The 18,097-nt window shown below is 40.5% G+C and carries 20 protein-coding genes and 2 tRNA genes; 13 read left to right on the top strand and 9 right to left on the bottom strand.

The window, feature by feature from the left end; translation table 11 throughout:
- Positions 1 to 323 precede the first annotated feature (323 nt).
- Complete coding sequence (locus tag CL181_RS09220) at positions 324 to 719, bottom strand: hypothetical protein (protein WP_097299016.1); 396 nt, start codon at positions 717 to 719, stop codon at positions 324 to 326.
- Positions 720 to 1,168: 449 nt separating this feature from the next.
- Between CL181_RS09220 and CL181_RS09215 the strand changes: the two genes are divergently transcribed.
- The 4 genes from CL181_RS09215 (at position 1,169) to CL181_RS21150 (ending at position 3,683) form a co-directional block, all read left to right on the top strand.
- Complete coding sequence (locus CL181_RS09215) at positions 1,169 to 1,813, top strand: hypothetical protein (RefSeq protein ID WP_176505135.1); 645 nt, start codon at positions 1,169 to 1,171, stop codon at positions 1,811 to 1,813.
- Between the two features lie 32 nt (positions 1,814 to 1,845).
- Positions 1,846 to 2,871 carry a polysaccharide deacetylase family protein gene (locus tag CL181_RS09210; protein WP_097299015.1) on the top strand — a complete coding sequence of 342 codons (1,026 nt, stop codon included), beginning with the start codon at positions 1,846 to 1,848 and terminating at the stop codon, positions 2,869 to 2,871.
- Positions 2,872 to 3,253: 382 nt separating this feature from the next.
- Entirely contained in the window at positions 3,254 to 3,574 is a 321-nt protein-coding gene (locus CL181_RS09205) for a nucleotidyltransferase domain-containing protein (protein WP_097299019.1), read from the top strand.
- On the top strand, positions 3,552 to 3,683 hold the full coding sequence (locus CL181_RS21150) for a hypothetical protein (protein ID WP_255251514.1): 132 nt from the start codon (positions 3,552 to 3,554) through the stop codon (positions 3,681 to 3,683). Before CL181_RS09205 ends, CL181_RS21150 begins: the two co-directional genes overlap by 23 nt.
- 78 nt (positions 3,684 to 3,761) lie before the next feature.
- On the opposite strand, the gene CL181_RS09200 is transcribed toward CL181_RS21150, so the two are convergent.
- A tRNA-Leu gene (locus CL181_RS09200) sits at positions 3,762 to 3,844 on the bottom strand.
- A gap of 149 nt (positions 3,845 to 3,993) precedes the next feature.
- Between CL181_RS09200 and CL181_RS09195 the strand changes: the two genes are divergently transcribed.
- The 5 genes from CL181_RS09195 to CL181_RS09175 all read left to right on the top strand — a co-directional run bounded on the left by CL181_RS09195 (position 3,994) and on the right by CL181_RS09175 (position 9,457).
- Positions 3,994 to 5,442 (top strand): poly(R)-hydroxyalkanoic acid synthase subunit PhaE, encoded by a 1,449-nt coding sequence (locus CL181_RS09195; RefSeq protein ID WP_097299014.1) that lies wholly within the window; start codon positions 3,994 to 3,996, stop codon positions 5,440 to 5,442.
- A gap of 97 nt (positions 5,443 to 5,539) precedes the next feature.
- Positions 5,540 to 6,532 (top strand): 7,8-didemethyl-8-hydroxy-5-deazariboflavin synthase subunit CofG, encoded by a 993-nt coding sequence (cofG, locus tag CL181_RS09190; RefSeq protein WP_097299013.1) that lies wholly within the window; start codon positions 5,540 to 5,542, stop codon positions 6,530 to 6,532.
- Positions 6,533 to 6,575: 43 nt separating this feature from the next.
- Complete coding sequence (cofH, locus tag CL181_RS09185) at positions 6,576 to 7,658, top strand: 5-amino-6-(D-ribitylamino)uracil--L-tyrosine 4-hydroxyphenyl transferase CofH (RefSeq protein ID WP_255251513.1); 1,083 nt, start codon at positions 6,576 to 6,578, stop codon at positions 7,656 to 7,658.
- A 247-nt stretch (positions 7,659 to 7,905) separates the two neighbouring features.
- A complete protein-coding gene (locus tag CL181_RS09180) occupies positions 7,906 to 8,280 on the top strand; it encodes a MarR family transcriptional regulator (protein WP_097299011.1) in 375 nt (124 codons plus the stop codon).
- 94 nt (positions 8,281 to 8,374) lie between these two features.
- A complete protein-coding gene (locus CL181_RS09175; RefSeq protein ID WP_097299010.1) occupies positions 8,375 to 9,457 on the top strand; it encodes a TIGR04084 family radical SAM/SPASM domain-containing protein in 1,083 nt (360 codons plus the stop codon).
- 11 nt (positions 9,458 to 9,468) lie between these two features.
- Here CL181_RS09175 and CL181_RS09170 read toward each other — a convergent pair whose 3' ends face one another.
- Positions 9,469 to 9,924, bottom strand: coding sequence for a YqaA family protein (locus CL181_RS09170; RefSeq protein WP_097299009.1), 456 nt, complete (start codon positions 9,922 to 9,924; stop codon positions 9,469 to 9,471).
- A 125-nt stretch (positions 9,925 to 10,049) separates the two neighbouring features.
- Here CL181_RS09170 and CL181_RS09165 point away from each other — a divergent pair, with 125 nt between their 5' ends.
- The gene (locus tag CL181_RS09165) at positions 10,050 to 10,433 is read left to right on the top strand and encodes a ferritin-like domain-containing protein (protein ID WP_217993135.1); all 384 of its coding nucleotides are present in this window, start codon (positions 10,050 to 10,052) and stop codon (positions 10,431 to 10,433) included.
- Positions 10,434 to 10,454: 21 nt separating this feature from the next.
- Positions 10,455 to 10,949 carry a hypothetical protein gene (locus CL181_RS09160; RefSeq protein ID WP_097299007.1) on the top strand — a complete coding sequence of 165 codons (495 nt, stop codon included), beginning with the start codon at positions 10,455 to 10,457 and terminating at the stop codon, positions 10,947 to 10,949.
- Between the two features lie 82 nt (positions 10,950 to 11,031).
- Here CL181_RS09160 and CL181_RS09155 read toward each other — a convergent pair whose 3' ends face one another.
- From CL181_RS09155 to nadC, 5 genes are all read right to left on the bottom strand, one after another.
- Positions 11,032 to 11,358 carry a winged helix-turn-helix domain-containing protein gene (locus tag CL181_RS09155; protein ID WP_097299006.1) on the bottom strand — a complete coding sequence of 109 codons (327 nt, stop codon included), beginning with the start codon at positions 11,356 to 11,358 and terminating at the stop codon, positions 11,032 to 11,034.
- 127 nt (positions 11,359 to 11,485) lie between these two features.
- On the bottom strand, positions 11,486 to 11,734 hold the full coding sequence (locus CL181_RS09150) for a thioredoxin family protein (RefSeq protein WP_176505134.1): 249 nt from the start codon (positions 11,732 to 11,734) through the stop codon (positions 11,486 to 11,488).
- Positions 11,735 to 11,920: 186 nt separating this feature from the next.
- Positions 11,921 to 14,386, bottom strand: a complete 2,466-nt coding sequence (locus CL181_RS21375) for a multicopper oxidase domain-containing protein (protein WP_217993134.1) — start codon at positions 14,384 to 14,386, stop codon at positions 11,921 to 11,923.
- Between the two features lie 234 nt (positions 14,387 to 14,620).
- Positions 14,621 to 14,695: transfer RNA gene (locus CL181_RS09135), tRNA-Pro, on the bottom strand.
- A 45-nt stretch (positions 14,696 to 14,740) separates the two neighbouring features.
- The gene (gene nadC / locus CL181_RS09130; RefSeq protein WP_097299003.1) at positions 14,741 to 15,577 is read right to left on the bottom strand and encodes a carboxylating nicotinate-nucleotide diphosphorylase; all 837 of its coding nucleotides are present in this window, start codon (positions 15,575 to 15,577) and stop codon (positions 14,741 to 14,743) included.
- 30 nt (positions 15,578 to 15,607) lie between these two features.
- Here nadC and CL181_RS09125 point away from each other — a divergent pair, with 30 nt between their 5' ends.
- Positions 15,608 to 16,471 (top strand): aspartate dehydrogenase, encoded by an 864-nt coding sequence (locus CL181_RS09125; protein ID WP_141398856.1) that lies wholly within the window; start codon positions 15,608 to 15,610, stop codon positions 16,469 to 16,471.
- A complete protein-coding gene (locus CL181_RS09120; RefSeq protein ID WP_097299001.1) occupies positions 16,472 to 17,374 on the top strand; it encodes a twin-arginine translocase subunit TatC in 903 nt (300 codons plus the stop codon).
- 8 nt (positions 17,375 to 17,382) lie between these two features.
- Here CL181_RS09120 and CL181_RS09115 read toward each other — a convergent pair whose 3' ends face one another.
- Positions 17,383 to 18,081, bottom strand: a complete 699-nt coding sequence (locus tag CL181_RS09115; RefSeq protein ID WP_097299000.1) for a ZIP family metal transporter — start codon at positions 18,079 to 18,081, stop codon at positions 17,383 to 17,385.
- Between the last annotated feature and the right edge of the window lie 16 nt (positions 18,082 to 18,097).

Genomic DNA, 18,097 nt, shown 5'->3' with positions numbered 1-18,097 from the left:
AAATATGAAGGGATATTCATAAGGATAGTTTCAGCAAAAAAGATTACACTCCCTAATTAAGCACTCCAGATCTTGCCCTTCCTGATTTATGGCATCGATAAATTGTGATGATCTTCAAGCATAAAACAAGAAAGCCCTCCTTCCAGCATAATTTCAAAGTAATTGCGTTATTAAGGATTATTGTGCTGGTTTCTTTGGGTTTGATTTTGATGAATATACCAAACAGTTCTGCTGTGGAGAACTTTGTTCTAACTCTACATTCGCTTTTTTCGTACCTATGGTAGTAATCTGAGACAATGGGAAACGGTCATAAACTCTTATTTTCAATCCGGGTTTAACTTATTTTTGAATTCCTTTATCCACTCAGGATGATAACATCCTTTGAATTCAAACCCAAGCGCTTTTAGTTCATCATTCTGGGCATCTGACCCAAATACTTTATATGATTCGACTGGTGCAGGTAAAACACCAAGCACCGATGCCTTAGAAACAAGAGCATCCAGGTCTTCATCATTGAGCAAACCTTCCCAGTTCAATGATATCGGGGTGACCCACAGAAATTTAGAGCCGTCATCTCTTTCAGCTGCCGAAACTATGAAACCTATTACTGGTTCTTTTATTATTGTTGTTACAATATTCGATATGTCATCTTTGTGTTCCGGTTCATTAGCCGTCCGCTCAGATTTCTCTCGTATTATGCTTTTCTTTGTTTGGGTCATAATTATCTTCTTTTCTTTCGGACTGATGTTCAGCTATTATTAATTCCAGAGGATTTATTGATTGGATAGAGCAGGCGAGATGTATTGATAGGAATGGCAAAAATGCCCGTATATAATGATTATAATTATCATGTAATAAATACATTTCCATCATATAAAATGAGCATAATAACTATTATAGAAAGAAAATGAAATAAAATTGTTAAGGGTTCGGAGTGCGCAGTACCACCCAATCTCCCAATTCAGTGTGCAGCCAGGGATGCAAAGGTGCAGGTCAATGAGCGCATCGGTGGGTTAGATACGATAATTGACGCCGGGAGTGGGAGGATGGGTTTTTATGAAGTTGCTGAAATGATTGAACATGCGTCCGGATAACCCGAAACGATATCTTTACAACACAAGCATTTATTAAACATCACTAGCGATATTGCTCGAAAAGAGGAGTAAAAATGCGACCTGTCTGTCTATTCATTTTTCTTTTAGTGGTTCTAAGCGGATGTGTGGACAAGAGCAGCAATCAGTATCCCTTGCACAGGGATATTACTGTAACAATTTTTTGGATCGGAGAAAATGCAACTGATGAAAATAATTATATCCAGAACAGTCAGAGTGCATGGGATAGTAACTGGAAGGATCATTTTGGTGGAATAGACGATCCTTATGATAGAAAAGGTTTCTATCCAGGAAATTTTATTCCGAAGGAAAACCCGTTTTATTTTGCGCTACCTTATAATGATTTTGATATAAATGGCAGCAACAAATCGAAAGAGTCGTTTTGCGAACCAATTTGCAAAAATAAATGGATAAAGATAACTAAAGGCGATAAAACTGTTTATGCACAATGGGAGGATGTAGGTCCATTTGAAATAGATGATATTGACTATGTTTTTGGCAATAGTAAACCAAAAAATGATATTAATGATAACGCCGGATTAGACGTTTCACCTGCGGTCCGAGATTATTTAGGATTGGAAGATATAGACAAGATAAATTGGCAATTTATCGAATCCAGGAATGTGCCAGATGGCCCATGGACAGAAATAATTACTCAATCCCGGATTGCCTGGGATTCTGGAATTGACGGCGAACATTAAAATATTAAAATAAAAATAATATAGGCGGATTTATGAGTAAAACAAAAATATTAATCGGAATTACGATTTGTTTAATGTTTTTAACTATGGTGGGAGCAGCAGAAAGACCAACAGTGATAATTACATTTGATGATGGATGGTTGTCTGTTTATAATAAGGCATATCCAATAATGCAAGCTAACAATCAAAAGGGTGTAGACTTTGTCATTATTGATCCAATATTAGGAGGATGGTCAGACTTTACTCAGCGGTCCCAATTAAACACATTATATGCGGCAGGCTGGGATATATCAAGCCATACATACTCGCATATAGCTCTCACAACAGCGAATAATACAACATTAAATTATGAATTGGCTGCAAGTAAGGACTGGTTGAATGCAAATGGATATCCAGGAGGTGCGATGTTGTTGGCGTACCCGTATGGGGACTATAACTCTAACGTAATAGCAGCATTAAAAGCCAACGGGTATGTTGCAGCAAGAACAATTGAAGCTTCAACAAACAATATGCATTATAATTTGAGCAGTCCGGATATATTTAGCCTTAAGAGTTATGAGGTTATAGGTGGACAGGACAATGATACTACAATTATAAATCAGATCGATAATACAATTGCATCCAATGGATTATTGATATTAGCATTCCACAAGATAGTAGATACTCTGTCTGCAAATGCTACAAATGCAGAAACAGAATTCACGACATCAGATTTTCAGAAGGTCAGCAATTATCTAAAGAGTAGAAATGTTGATGTACGTACATTATCAGATTATTTTGGGGTAGTACCAATAATCACTAATTCTCCGGTTGCTGGTATTCCAGCAGCACCAAAAAATACCAGGTCCGACTATACTATTGAGAGAGTATACTATATACCTGCTGAAACACAACCAATAGAGGTTGCCACGCCAAAATCTGCTGAAACACCGGATCTTAATATTCAAATATCCAGTGGTGGTTGGGTAGCAGTAAATAACCAGGAGAATATTACAAAAGAACCAGAAAAAAGTATTTTTGAAAAAATTGTAGAATTTCTCAGGAGGTTCTATGCTTGACAGAGGTATCATTTCTCATTAACAAGAACTAAATCGCAAGATATAAGTATAATTATAATCATACAATATATTGAGGGCAGGTTGAATAACTTTTTTCCATAACACTCCCACACAATCAACCTGTCCATTTAATTATCCTTCTAATAAAATTATATTAAAATTTAAAATAGTTATGTGTATGAGATGTATATTCTTCGCCCAATACCCCAATCCATCGCGCCGTTAGGGATGCAGGGGCGGCGGGTGGATGGGCTCACCCATCTTTTATTAAGGTATCAGGGATAAAAAAGATAATGTATATAAATCACCATTATAATGCCATACGAATTCAGGTCATAAAATATACCTAATTATCTAAAGAAGCAATTTGAGGAAAATGAAAATGACAAACCCGCTTGATATAGCAATAGAAATTATAATCCGGTCGATAAATCCTGATAAAATCATTCTTTTCGGTTCACGCGCGCGAGGCGATAATAAGAAAGAAAGTGATTATGATATATGCGTAATTAAAAAAGATGTCTCGCATAGAAGAAAACTTGCCCAGCAGATTTATAGGTTTCTCTATGGTGTTGGAGTACCTATCGATATTATTGTTGAAACCCCGGAGCGTTTCGAAGAACTGAAAGATAATCCTTTCATGATATATAAAGAAATTTCAAAATATGGGAAGGTGGTTTATGAAAAACGTAGCCAAGGCTAAAGTATGGTTGAAAAGGGCAAAAAGCAATTTGCAGATAGCAAGAGCGGGAAAAGTCTTCGAGGATATATTATTTGAAGACCTCTGTTTTGATTGTGAGCAAATTGATTGAGGAACACAGCATAGAAGTTCCTGATGATATCAAAGATTCAATTTTTCAATTCTATTAAAATCATTAAGAAAATCATTATGCGGGGAATGGGATTTGAACCCACGAACTCCTGCGAGACAGGATCTTAAGTCCTGCACCTTTGGCCGCTTGGTTATCCCCGCACAAGGGAAGTGACGTTAAATATCTCTTGGGTTACTTTAAACTAACGCTTCCGTAACAGCGCTTCCTGGCATAACATAACCGTAATCCTTATCTAATATTGCTATATAATACTAAACTCAATAACGTAACTAAAGGGAGTGTGAATAGTATGGCCCGAAGAAGAATTGAAAGACCAAGACTGGAAGATCAGGAAAAGCATTACAGAGAAGAACAGGAAAGATTAGAACAAGAGAAGGGGGAAGGATACATAACAGAAGGACCTCAAGAGCCGGAAAGATTCGAAGAAGAGAAATACGAATCTGAGGAACCAATAGGGGTAGAGAGCGAATCTGAGGAACCAATAGGGGTAGAAAGCGAAGAAGGAAAAGAAGTTTTCAAGACAGAGGCTCGCAGGGATATCCCAACATCTACATCTTCTTGGTGGGAAGAGAGAAGAACAATAATAGAAAGACCAAGTCCGGAAGACCAGGAGAGACGTTATAGAGAAGAGCAGGAAAGGTATGAACAGGAAAGACAGACTGAAAGCCTATATAATAAACCGATACAAGAGCTATTAAAAGAAGGAAAGAATATTGAAGAGATCATTTCCATAACGGAGCAAGAGAGGCGGGCAAAAGAGGTGAAAAAAGAAGGTGAAGAAAAGAGAGATATCTCTCAGGTAATGTCAGGTAGCTATGCCGCAGTTTCAAGAATAGTAGAGGACTTCTCAACTAACCTGCAAAAGCCATGGATTGAATCCACAGTAGAGCTGTACAGTAAGGCGGCTGAACTCTCAATAAATGCTACACCTGAGAATTATAAGTCATTCTATGATGAATGGATCAGGACGTACCAGAACACCTTTGGTAAACTTTATCCGGGCATGACGCAGCAGTTTGATAAAGAAACACTTGAGAAACTGAAGGAAAGCGCAGAGGAATCAAAAAATCTCTTCCAATCATGGATTGACCTGTTAGATGAGAATTCCAGGATGACGCAGGAATTGCTCCAGGGCACACCTGATCCAGGGAAATATAGAGAACTCTATAATACGTGGACAAGAACGTACGAAAAAATATTCCAGGATTTTATCGAAATGCCGACTAAGGGAAGTACAGCAGTTATCTTTGAGAACTATGGAGGCATGCCAAATATCTATTTCAGGAACTTTGCACAGATAGCAAAACTCTGGAATGATTCCTACCAGCATTTATTCCGCCCATGGGTTGATTCAATGCCATCGTTTTCCGAAAAAATGGCAGAGCTATCCAGGGGAGAAGCCAGACCGGAAGCATACAAGGAATTTTATGACCTGTGGATCGATACGTACAGGAATACCTATGACAGGCTATTCAATATCGAGTCTGTCAGATCCGCTTCAAAGGAGATAACTGATAGTTTTACGAAGATTATGGAGGTTAACCTGAATACCTATAACTCCTGGGTAAGTATGTATGAAAGGGCTTTTGATGATTTCTTTACGTATGTACCTGTAATGAGTCCGATAAAACCTGTGGTGGAACCTGTAAAGAAAGCAGCCAGAGCATATACGGATATGTTTTCCAGCATATCAGATATGTGGATGAGACCTGTATCTGGTTCTACAAGCACGGCTTAGGCGCGAAAGGCATTGAACTCACTCAATGGGTTCAATGTATATTTTTTAAAAGAGGTCAGCATATATGATTATGTATAATATGACCTAATTAAGGTCTATGTCTTTGCCTTTTGTCACTTTCTCGCGAAATGTATTCATTCCTCTTACTAATATCTGCAGGAACAAATGCGGATATTGCGGGTTCAGGCGCGAGATGTATCATCCCGAAGCAAAACTTCTCTCACCCGACGAAGTTAAGGATATACTTTTAAAAGGCGCGCGCGCGGGATGCTCTGAGGCGCTTTTCACATTTGGGGAGCGTCCCGGGGAAGTTCCGGGGTTCAGGGAATGGCTTTTGGAATTTGGTTATGAGGATATAATCGATTATCTTCTTGACCTGTGCAAACTTTCGATCAATCTTGGCCTTTTACCTCACAGCAATCCAGGCATACTTGGAATGTCGGAATTTGAAAAATTAAAACCATATAATGCAAGCATGGGACTGATGCTTGAGACCCTTGCAGATATCAAAGGACATGAGGGCTGCGCCGGAAAGAATCCCAGGCCTCGCATTAAGACTATTGAATATGCAGGAGAACTCAAAATCCCGTTCACGACAGGGATACTGGTGGGGATAGGTGAAACATGGGAAGAACGGATGCGCTCGATCAGTAAAATAAAAGACTTACATGAAGAATTCGGGCATATCCAGGAAATCATAATCCAGAATTTTATCCCCAAACAGGGAACCAGAATGGCAGCATGTGCTGCTCCGGGATTAGATGAGATGATACGGACGGTAAAGATGGCACGTAAGCTGCTCCCATCGGAAATAACCATACAGGTGCCGCCCAATCTTATTCCTCCCCGGGATCTGGTGAAATGCGGCGCAGGCGATCTTGGGGGCATATCGCCGGAAACCATCGATTTTATTAATCCCGGGGCGCCATGGCCGAATTATCTTGAATTACAGGCAATGGTGGATGTTCCCCTTCGCGAACGCCTGCCCATATATCCCGGATATGTAAAAAAAGGATGGTACAGTGAAGATATCAAGGATCTATTGCACCGTCTTTCTGATGCAGAAGGATTTCGGAAAACTTATAAGTAAGTATCTCATTAAAACTGCAAATTCTGGTGGTAATATTCAAAAATTGCAGACCAAACAGGAATTACGAAAGATTTGTGATGACAGCACAGAACGCATCGAGGCAGGAAATTGCACAATTGATGATGCATTTACGCTTTTAAATAATCCGGATATTTTATTTTCACTTGCTGACAAACTTCGGAAAAAAACCGCGGGGGATAAAGTTACCTATGTCATCAACAGGAATATAAATTTTACAAATATGTGCATCGGTACATGCAAATTCTGCGCATTCAAGAAAGAAGAAGGGTATGTCATGCCGATTTCTGAAATTCTTGAAAAGACAAAAGAAGCTGCAAAGATCAATGCTACTGAAGTATGTATCCAGGGAGGACTTCTTCCTGATTGGGATGTTTTTAATTACTGCAACATACTTGAGAATATTAAGAATGAATTCCCGGATATGCATATCCATGCTTTTTCTCCAATGGAAGTTTATCATGCTTCGCAAAATAGCAATATGAGTTATAAAGAAACAATTTCAAATTTAAAAAGATCGGGTCTTGGTTCGATGCCCGGCACGGCCGCCGAAATACTCGTTGACCGTGTAAGGGAAAAAATCTGCCCTGATAAACTTACAGCGCATGAATGGATAGATGTCATAAAGACAGCCCATAATTCAGGGATACCCACAACTGCAACAATAATGTACGGGCATATTGAGACATTGCAGGAACGGATCGAACATATAATGTTGATAAGGGATATCCAGAAAAAAACAGGCGGTTTCACTGAATTTGTGCCGCTTCCTTTTATGCCTTCCAATAATATACTTGGAATGGGCAAAAGAGTTTCCCGGGGAATTGAAGATTTGAAACTACACGCCCTTGCCAGGGTAATTCTTTATCCATCTGTCAGGAATATCCAGGCAAGCTGGGTAAAACTTGGCAGGGAACTTGCACAAAGTGCCCTGACATGCGGAGCGAACGACCTTGGCGGGACATTGATGGAAGAACAGATATCAAAAAGCGCCGGGTCTACAAGTGGTGAGTATATGGCGCCTTCTGAGTTTGAGATATTGATAAAACAAATGAACAGATTGCCGCAACAGAGGGATACTCTTTACAGGCATATCGATGTCGCATAAGGACTTTGTTCTTACATAATACTTTTTTTATAAAAAATTCCAGTATAATATTAAATTGACTTTTTTTGCTCTCACTTAAATATGATGTTTATAATTATGATGAGTTTATACTTATGAGACTAAGTCTACCCTTATTGGGTATAATTTTTTTTTGCAGCTTTTAATTATAAATACTTTTCTTATATACAATATATTTAAACGGAAGATTTATATTTAATGACCACATTTAAAGATAAGGTGAAATGTTATGAAAAGTCTTTCAGTTAATGTTCTTGACAAAGCGGATGAAGAGTTTGCCGATACACTTATTGAGCTGGGATTAAAAAGAAATGTTGCAAAAGTACTTACTTATTTGAAAAACGTTAAGGATGTAACTTCCAGGGATCTTGAAATGGGCTCCGATCTTAGACAACCCGAGGTTAGCATAGCTATGCGCGAGCTTGAAGAGTTGGGCTGGATAGCAGAAAGAGAGGAGAAAAAACCTGGAAAAGGCAGACCATATAAGATATATCAACTAAAAACAGACATTGAAGCCATCATTGAACATCTTGAAACACAGAAGAAAAAAGAATCACAGGCAATGATGGCAAGCATAAAGCGCTTGAAGGAATTGACCAAATAAAAAATCCCTGTTTGGTGAATTCTTTTCTTTTTTAATAATTTTAAAGTTTGAAAGGCATAAGAGCTATCTTTTGAATGGATAATCAAGAATATCCATGCATTACCATATAATCCTGACCAAAGACTGCAACCTCAAATGCGAATATTGCGGAGGGGGAAGCGATTCATTACCCGGGGAGATCCAGTACTCAATAGACGAACTTAAACAGTTCATTTCTCTTGATGAAAAACCAATACTTGAATTCTATGGGGGAGAGCCTCTCCTTCGCATTGGAACTATGGAACAGATCATAGATTCATTGTCCGCAAGATTTGTTATCCAGACTAATGGTCTTCTCCTTAATAAACTAAAATATCATTATTTAAAAAAGTTCCATTCGATCCTGCTATCAATAGATGGGACAAAAAATGTGACAGACAGGGCGCGTGGTACAGGAGTCTATGACAGGATCATGGATAATATAAAGCTGATCAGGCAAAGGGAATTTGCAGGAGACCTTGTCGCCAGGATGACCGTGGCTCAGGGGACTGATATTTATGAAAATGTCATGCATCTTCTTACCCAGCCGGGTTTTGACCATGTTCACTGGCAGCTTGATTTTGAAATGTTCTGGGAAGCATGGGAACATACAGTGCCCGGCCTTCAGGAGTGGATAAACTCTTATAATTCCGGGATCTCTTCACTTATTAAATGGTGGGTGTCTAAGATGGAGAGAACTGGCCAGGTTGCCGGGATCGTACCATTTATAGGTGTGATGAATTCTCTTCTTAATGGTACGGATTCGCACCTTCGATGCGGTTCCGGAACCGATTTTTTTACAATAATGCCAGATGGCAGGATTTCTGCCTGTCCGGTTTCAATTGATTTTGATTTTTCAGTCATAGGATCAATATACGATGATGTCCCGTCATCTCTTCCTGGTAAAGCAGAAGTTGGTGAACCCTGCACATCATGCGATATTTTTCGGATTTGTGGAGGTAGATGCCTTTTTGTTAACCGGTCGCAGCAGCTGCTAAGAGAAAACGGATATGAAATGATATGCAGCACCGTCCGATACCTGGTAAAGGAATTACAGGATGCTTTGCCGCAAATTCAAGAGCTTATTTATGCTGGAGTTATTGAAAAATCGGATTTTGACTATCCGGAATTCAATAATGGGTGCGAGATCATACCCTGATAAGCACATAATTACAGAAAAACAGACGCTGTAATATATGCTACTGCCAGATAGCGAAGAAATTTGCCCGTAAATACAAGGACCGAAAAAATCTTGAAATTCAGGCGCAGTAATCCGCCAACCACTGTAATTACATCTCCTATGAAAGGAAGCCATGTAAATAACAATACAAATGAGCCATATTTAGTGAAAATTTTTTCTCCCTTTTCAAGTTCTTTCGGATCAAACCTCAGGTATTTTTCGACAAGTATTCTTCCCTTAAAACCGATGTAATAGCTTGTACAGGCTCCAAGAAAGTTACCAACCGATGCTACCAATACCAGTGCAGGTATGTTGAATTTCTTCTGGACAAGATAAATCAGGATACCTTCGCTTCCGAAAGGAAGAATGGTCGATGCCAGGAAACTTGCCAGGAAAAGACCATGATAACCATAATTAAGCAGCATGCTTTCAAGGGATTCAAACATAGGCTGGAATATACCTGCCGGATATAAAAAACATGGTATTTAATTAAAGATAAATACTCTTATGTTGTTCAATCTTCTATAATTCGGGAGGACTTGATCTGGAAGTCGATGAAATAATCCGTTTATTGAATGAAGATTTCGTAAGGGAAATTGAAGCCTCATTGATCTATGTAAGAAATGCTTTTATCATGCCCAGATGCGATCCCAGCAGGGTGACCGAAGCGATAGCTGTAGATGAAATGAGGCATATGAACTGGCTTGCCGAACTAATAGTGAAACGGGGTGGAAAGCCCGGTATGGAACATAAAGAACTTGATTTTGGCGGGGATGACCTTTATGGACAACTCAAAAAGCAGATCGCGCTTGAGACTGAAACCATAGAAATATACAAACATCAGATCGAAAGTATTGATGATCAGGAAGTTATTGGCGTGTTAAAGCATATACTCGATGAAGAAAAAAGGCACAGGAAAGAGTTCAGGATGAGACTTGAAAAAATCAGTCAGTAAATTCCAATACGACGATTATTCATGGATACCTTAAATGGTTTTGAGGAACTTTCAGTTGATAAAGAGCATTCCCAGGTCAAAGTTCCCATAATGCATGTGGAATTGGTTCTCAATGCCAGGTATTTCATAAAGGGTGGGGAGATCGGGTATTGCGGGTTGTTGATAAATAGTATCAAGGGAAGAGGTTTAACCGGAAGGCTTGTGGCTGCGGCTGCAAAGAAATATATCGGAAGGACTATTTTTTGTTTTTTATCGAAGACTTGTGAAGGAAAAAACCTGATTACAGTTCCTGCACTATTTGAAAAGGAACCCACATTTGATGAAAAATTCGATTTGAGTGACCTGATCATAAATACTTACTTTCATAACGATTTTAAAAGAAGTGCGCAGGAAGTACACACAGAGCATTTGACCGCATCAACAGGAAAACAAATATTAAATAATAGAGACGATCTAAAGAAAAGCCTGCTCGAACTTCCAGAAAAAGGTATTGAAATATTGAAATCGTATAGATGATAACCACAAACTTATGAAGAATTTCAATATGGTTCACTTTCCATAAAGTGCTTCCAGATCGGATAAGAAAGCACAGCTGCTTTCACAGGTATATGGCTCCACTCGCCCGGGATTTCATTTTAACCTTCTGAGGTACTTCTAACCACGGGGTCATTTCTTTAGCCTCTTGTATTGGAGCTTCCAGCTGCAGAGTTAATTCTTTAGCTTTTTGTAAAAATACCTTTCCTTTATCTGTTGTAGTATATTTGTCAGATTTGTTCTCAAGGAGTTCTTGTTTTTCCAACAGGTTAAGATATTTCCCTGCCAGCGTGAAATTAATGTTTGACCTATAAACGATAGCTGTTTTGTTTACTCCATTTTTCGCTACATCCAATATTTTAACAACAATATCAATTCTGCTTCGCCTCATTTTTTTACCATCCTTATTAAGTTATATACCTCACCGTTTTTAGTTGTGAGTATGATTATGCTCATGGTAAATATATCTTTCTGTTTTTTCTTGAATTAATTGAAAAAAATCAGTAAAGGAAAAAATATTACTTCCTCAAAGATAACTCCTTTAAGAGTTCATCTTTTGAAACTCTTCCAACAAAAACAACATCCTTATCAATAACCACTGTTGGCACCGACATAATATTTAGTTCGGATGCCTTTTGCTTTCCTTCAGGATAGGATGTGTTGATCTCTTTGAATTTCACGGTTTTTGGAAGTGTCTCCATTAAAAGAGCCCTGACTTGATGGCAGGTTAAGCAGGTATCTGAATAATAAAGTTCAACCGTAGTCATTTTCATCCTTTTATTGTTCTTTCCTTCTTAAATGATTTACCCATGAGGCAAGAATTGCTATTATTATTTTTTCCATTAAGGTTTACACATAAAAATATCAGTTTGAATTTTTTAAAAAAAAGGCTGCAAAAGCAGCCCTGACAGGTATCACACATTTGCCTGTCAATACCGATTTCCTGGGAGTATTTACGCAACAATAATCGTAGCGGTCGAACTGCCGGTATTTCCTCGGCTATCTTTGACCGTAGCTGTTATTGTATATGTTCCAGCATTAACGGGTGTAAATGCAACGGTATCAGGATTTATTATATCCGGTACGAAACTTATCGGTAATCCTGTTATCGGATCAGCACCCGACCATACTATATTTCCTGTTAATCCTGGTGCATAGTTTGGAGTGACAGTCAGAGTGATAGCTGTATTCACAGTTCCAGTCGCTGGAGCCGTAATAACCACTGTCGGAGCAGCTACAGTTGCTGGTGTCACACTATACGGCCTCATCATCTCATTGTCCTCATGGTCGATGATGTGGCAGTGCCAGACATAACCATGGCCGCCGTTGGGGTTGAATGGATAATACAGGTTCGGATCTGTGATCGGTTTATCAAGTGGCGCGAATCGCACAGCAATACGTGTCACTTCTCTGGGATATGCAACTACAGTGTCCTTCCATCCGGCTTCGTTGGGATTCGGCGGGACAGCAGTACCCTGCAAAGCTGGCAGAACATCCGGGTTGCCGCCAACATAACCTCCTGTATTAGCCACGTTGTAATTTGATGGCGGGCCATAGGCTGGTATATAAGCTCCGGGCGCATAAAGCACACCGTCGAATGTTCCTCCTGGGAACAGTGCATTGTATGCTGCCAGATATTGTGTCTTATTGAAAGGCTGCCTGTTCAAGAGCTGGAACTGCACCAGATGCAGGTGTATCGGATGTGCATCCCTTGTCAGGTTGATGATCTCCCACACTTCAGTTGTACCCTCTTGCACTATTTCAGAGTAATATGTTGTAACACCCCCAACAGTAAACGGCGAGAAGTCCGTTATTCCGCCCGGAAGTGTCCTGACGCGAGGTGGCGACATTGGCGCTGTTCCGGGCCACAAACCGGTCCACCTGGTATTGTTGAGTATGACCTCAAGAGGTCCAAGAGGCCCCATGACCTCATTCAGGGTCATCTGGCGCTTTTTGGTAGGAGTCACATTTAGAGCCAGGGTTCCAGTAAGGGGATTCACTAACCGCACGATCTGGTTCGGTAAACTACGAAGGGTCGCACCAGCTGCTGCTGGATTGAAGCTGCCATCTGTTACCAGCGTTGGACTCACCCTGAACTGGATGATCTGGCCAGTCGTCTTTGGATCCGGGTTCTTTCCTGCCGGGAATGGTGCCTTGGCGCTGTTTGTCATGATGATAGTCTTCCCTGCAAAGGCGGTAAAGTCTATAATGACATCGGCGCGCTCACCCGGTGCAAGAAGCAGCTGGTTTACTGCTACAGGCGCGTCGAGAAGACCACCATCAGTGCCTATCTGCCAGAATACCAGCTTCGGTCCGAGGTCAAAGAGATAGAAACGAGCATTCGAGCCGTTCACGAACCTGAAACGATACCTGCGCGGCTGCACCGCGAGGAATGGCCATGTCTTTCCGTTCACAACAATTGCATCCCCGAAGAATTCCGGGATCCAGAAAGGATGTACAGTAGGATTCAGGCCAAGATCCGGGAAGAACCACTGACCTGCGGTGTCAAACACCCTGTCCTGTATTGCCATCTCTATCTCATTGGGACCAGCAGGAAGAGGAGGACTTACTGCGGTCTCAAGAGCATCCCTTATGAAATAGAAACCGACAAGACCTGCAAAAACATTCAGTCGCGTGACGCCCAGGGCGTGGTCATGGAAAAACAGCGTTGTGCTCTCCTGGACATTAGGATATATATATTTGGCGGCATTAAGTGCTGCTCCAGGTTCCGAGAAGTATGCATGCCCTTGTAATCCATTGGGAGTCCACCATGCATCCGGGCCGCCATCAACCTGTGGTGGCACCTCTCCGCCATGCAGGTGCGTAACTACAGGAACAGGACCCTGGTATGGCGCCATCGGCATATTTTGCATGTTCATAAGCGGGTCAGCCCAGTGCAGGGTCTGGTCAACTGTCAGGTACTTGTAGAGGTCGGGTGTCAGGTTATTTACATAGGTCACCTGGGTGGGTGTACCTTTTGTAGCCTCTATGGTAACTGTCGGATAATTTGCTATCCCATTCAAATCATAAGCCCATACATTTGTCAATCCAACTGCTGGACCGACAATAACCCCCGGAGCAAGTATAGTCCCTGTAGAAAGAACCTGCTGGCTGAAGGGTTTCAATGTAACAGTTATCGGATTATTTCCATTCACCCTCGGAATTTGATTAAGACCACCCGCAGGTCCGAATACTGGTAATGCATCTATGTATTGAAGTATGTTCTTGCCCGGAAATGGCACCTGGGGAACAAGGGTAGACGCTGTAGCTGTATCAACCAGCTTCGGGTTCAGAGCTATAGCGGCTGCTGCCACACCTGCCATTTTTAAAAATGTTCTCCTATCCATTCTTACAAAATGATTCTTTCTTACCTCAACTGAATTCGTGAGGCCACTCTCTATTATTTCGTCTTCTTTCATATTTGTCACTCCAATTTTCACTAATTTCCCAGCTTTTATGAATGTGGCAAAAAGATGTTTTTTGCACTAGAAGTCTTTTTACAAAATCCTATTATTGTAAAGATATAATTTGTTGGTCAAATCTAATTCCACATCCTACCATATTTTATACTGTTTTCATGATATTTATATTTAACGCATCTATTTTAAATTATGATCCAAGTAGCTTAGCTTTAAAATAAGTGAAAGATTTTATGGGGTCGCTGAGATTTGAACTCAGGTCTCATGCACCCCAAGCATGAAGGATGGACCAGGCTACCCTACGACCCCGCAGGTGCATGGCCTTAGATATCCTCAAGAGTATTTTATTCTTTCCTATAAAGTTCCTTCCTGTATATCCGGGTTAATTCGAAGACTGATATCAAGCCAGTTCGATGAATGTGTTAGCGCTCCGATCGATATAACATCAACAGTTGTACTTGCATACTTATCCACGTTTTCAATGGATATGCCGCCTGATGCTTCAAGTGTGATATTATTCCTGAGCCCTTTTTCTTCAAGTGTTTTTACTGCCCTTTGAATTTCCTTCACTGTCATGTTATCGAACATTATGATATCCACACCCATTTTTGCCGCAAGCACTGCATCATCTACTGTTTCCACTTCAACTTCTATTTTCTGCGTGAAACTTGCTGCTCTTTTAGCTGCTATTATGGCTTTTTCAAGCCCGATCACAGCAATATGGTTATCTTTTATCATGACAGCATCTGAAAGATTATACCTGTGAGGATCTCCGCCCCCCGCAGCTATTGCTTTTTTCTCAAATTTTCGAAATCCGGGTGTTGTTTTCCTGGTACCTGCGATCCTTGGCCCCCCGGCTCTTTCCACATACTCGCGCGTAATGGTTGCGATACCACTCATTCTTCCCAGGAAATTCAAAGCAAGCCTTTCTGCTCTTAGTATTGATCTTGACCCGCCATCGAGGCTGAGAATGATATCGTTTTCTTTTACCATATCCCCATCCTGGAAATCCGTAGCCGGAAAAACTTCAAAATATTCAAAGATCTGCGTGGCTTCAGCTAAACCTGCAACAATACCGAATTCCTTAGCAATAACTTCTGCGTTGACCCTGCAATCCGGAATTATATTGCATGAAACATCATCATAACCGATATCTTCTTCAACAAAACGTTCAAGTTCAGTTAATAGCATAATCAAATCCCTATAATTAATTATCCAGAGATGACTTATAGGCTACTGTTAAATTATCAGGAAACATATCAGGAAATATATATGCTTAAAATAGGAGTTATCGGCTGCGGTGCAATAGGTGCCAGGATATGTAAGGCCATAGACACCGGGAATATAAATGCACAGCTTGTAGCAATTTATGACAGGAGCAGTGAACATTGTGAGAATTTGTTCAAGTCACTTGAAAATAAACCTGTGATCGCCCGGCCTCTGGAATTAATATCAAAAGCAGATATTGTCGTGGAATGCGCTTCCCAGGCCGCAGTGAGAGAACTTGGGCTTTCGGTCCTGGAACGGGGAAAAGACCTCATGGTTATGAGTGTAGGCGCTCTCATGGACCCGGATCTGTTGAAAGAATTCATTCTGGCTGCCAGGAAAAATGATTGCAGGATTTATGCACCTTCAGGAGCCATAGCCGGGATCGACGGTTTAAAATCAGCATCAATAGCAACAATAGATAAAGTTGTTCTTTCAACCACGAAAAACCCGAAAGGATTAAGCGGCGCACCTTTTATCGTTGAAAATAATATCGATCTTAGTTCTTTTTACGAAAAGACCCTGATATTTGAAGGAAATGCAAAGGAAGCAGTCAGGTCATTCCCGGCAAATGTCAATGTAGCCGCCTCATTGAGCCTTGCAGGGATCGGAGCTGAAAAAACACATGTGAAAGTTTTTGTTGACCCTGAAGCTACAAGGAATATTCATGAAATTACGGTTATCGGGGATTTTGGAATGTTCACATCCCGCATAGAAAATGTCCCGTCGCCTGATAATCCAAGGACAAGTCTTCTGGCAGCGCTATCGGCAATCGCAACTTTGAAAAAGATAACTGAACCATTACAGATAGGGACATAAATGGCTTTTGAAGGGGTTTTTTCAATAATTTCTCATATTAAAAAAAAAATAATTTATATTATCGCTGTTTTTGGAGCAGGAGCGCTTCTATCTTTTTCATATATGGGAGAGGTAATTAAAAAAATAGAAACGGATATGTTCTGGCGTTTGAACATTCCTGATAGACCGGATTCTGCTAAACAATTGCTTGAGATTTCCAGTGACCTTGCATCGATATCAAACAGGCTTGCCGATAATAATTCCATTTCAGGGAATAATTCCATAATTGCCCAGAACCTTACAAGGGCCTCCAATGATATTTTGAACATTTCCCAGAACCTGTATTTATATAAACCGAATATTATTTACCTGACACCGATGGAAGTAATTATGCTTGAGTTCAAGATGTCCCTTATATTCGGTGTTTTGATAGTCTCCCCTCTCATACTGTATTACGCTTACAGGGGAGCAAAAGGCAGGCTAACCGATCTTCCATTTATACGTGAAAAAAAATTACTTATTGTTTTAACAATAATTGCTTCAATAGCTTTGTTCCTGATTGGCGCAGGATATGCGTATTTTTATATGCTTCCATTTTTCCTGAGTTTCCTTTATCAGGATGCCATGAACCTGGGGATAAACGCGACGTTTTCAATTTATGAATTCATTTCTTTTATTGTAATGACCACAGTGATCCTTGGAATTGCTTTTGAATTACCCGTGATATTAACATTTTTTGTTCATCTCGGGGTTGCATCCAGGAAGACTCTTGCTCATTACAGGAAGCATGCATACATCATACTTCTGATAATCGCAGCCTGGATCACACCTGACCCCACAATGTTCACCCAGGTCATGGTCGCGCTGCCGTTTATAATACTGTATGAAGCAAGCCTGGTAATAATGAAATTAACAGGAAAATAAGTTTTATTTTACAATTTCAAGAAATATTCAAGCGTGTAGACGATCACAGCGCCAAGAATAACTGCAAAAATAACTTTTACATTAAATTTCTTATGTGCATCCGGCAGAAGGTCACTTGCAGCAATATACAGGAAATCTCCTGTAACTATCGCCAGGATAATCGTATTTAATCCTTCGGGGACAAAGACTGCAAGGGAAGCGCCTATTGGATAAAGAATTGCTTCCACAAATAGTGCGATCAGGATCTTGGGTTTTGCCTGCCCTGCGCGTTCGAGAAGGAGCGTTGTAGTAATACCCTGCGGGACCTCATGAATAATCACAGATAGTGCAACTACTATTCCAGTGAGAGGATTTATTAGATAAGCAACTGCGATCCCGACCCCGTCTATTATGTTGTCCGAAGCCATCCCCAGAACAGGGAGCCAGCCTATCTTGTGAACTTCAGAGGTACATTCATATTCTCCGCATGAATGGATCATTGTAAGACGTTCAAGCAAGTAGAAAAAAAAGAAGCCGATCCCGATATATAAAGAATCTGCGGGCGGAATTTCAGGCAGCATCTCGAAAAATACAGCCCCAAGCATCGTTCCTGCTGCAAACCCGATTATGTATCTTGTACTTGACTCTTCCAGCCTGTAATAAAATGGGATCAAACCGCTAATAAGATCTGAAAGGCCTGCAAAGAATGCCAGAAGAATGGGGATCATTGAAGCTCTGGAACTA

The sequence above is a fragment of the Candidatus Methanoperedens sp. BLZ2 genome (assembly GCF_002487355.1).
In the GTDB taxonomy this organism is placed as follows: Archaea; Halobacteriota; Methanosarcinia; order Methanosarcinales; family Methanoperedenaceae; genus Methanoperedens.
The sequence above is the reverse complement of the archived record's forward strand: the minus strand, read 5'-3'. Positions and strand labels throughout refer to the sequence as shown.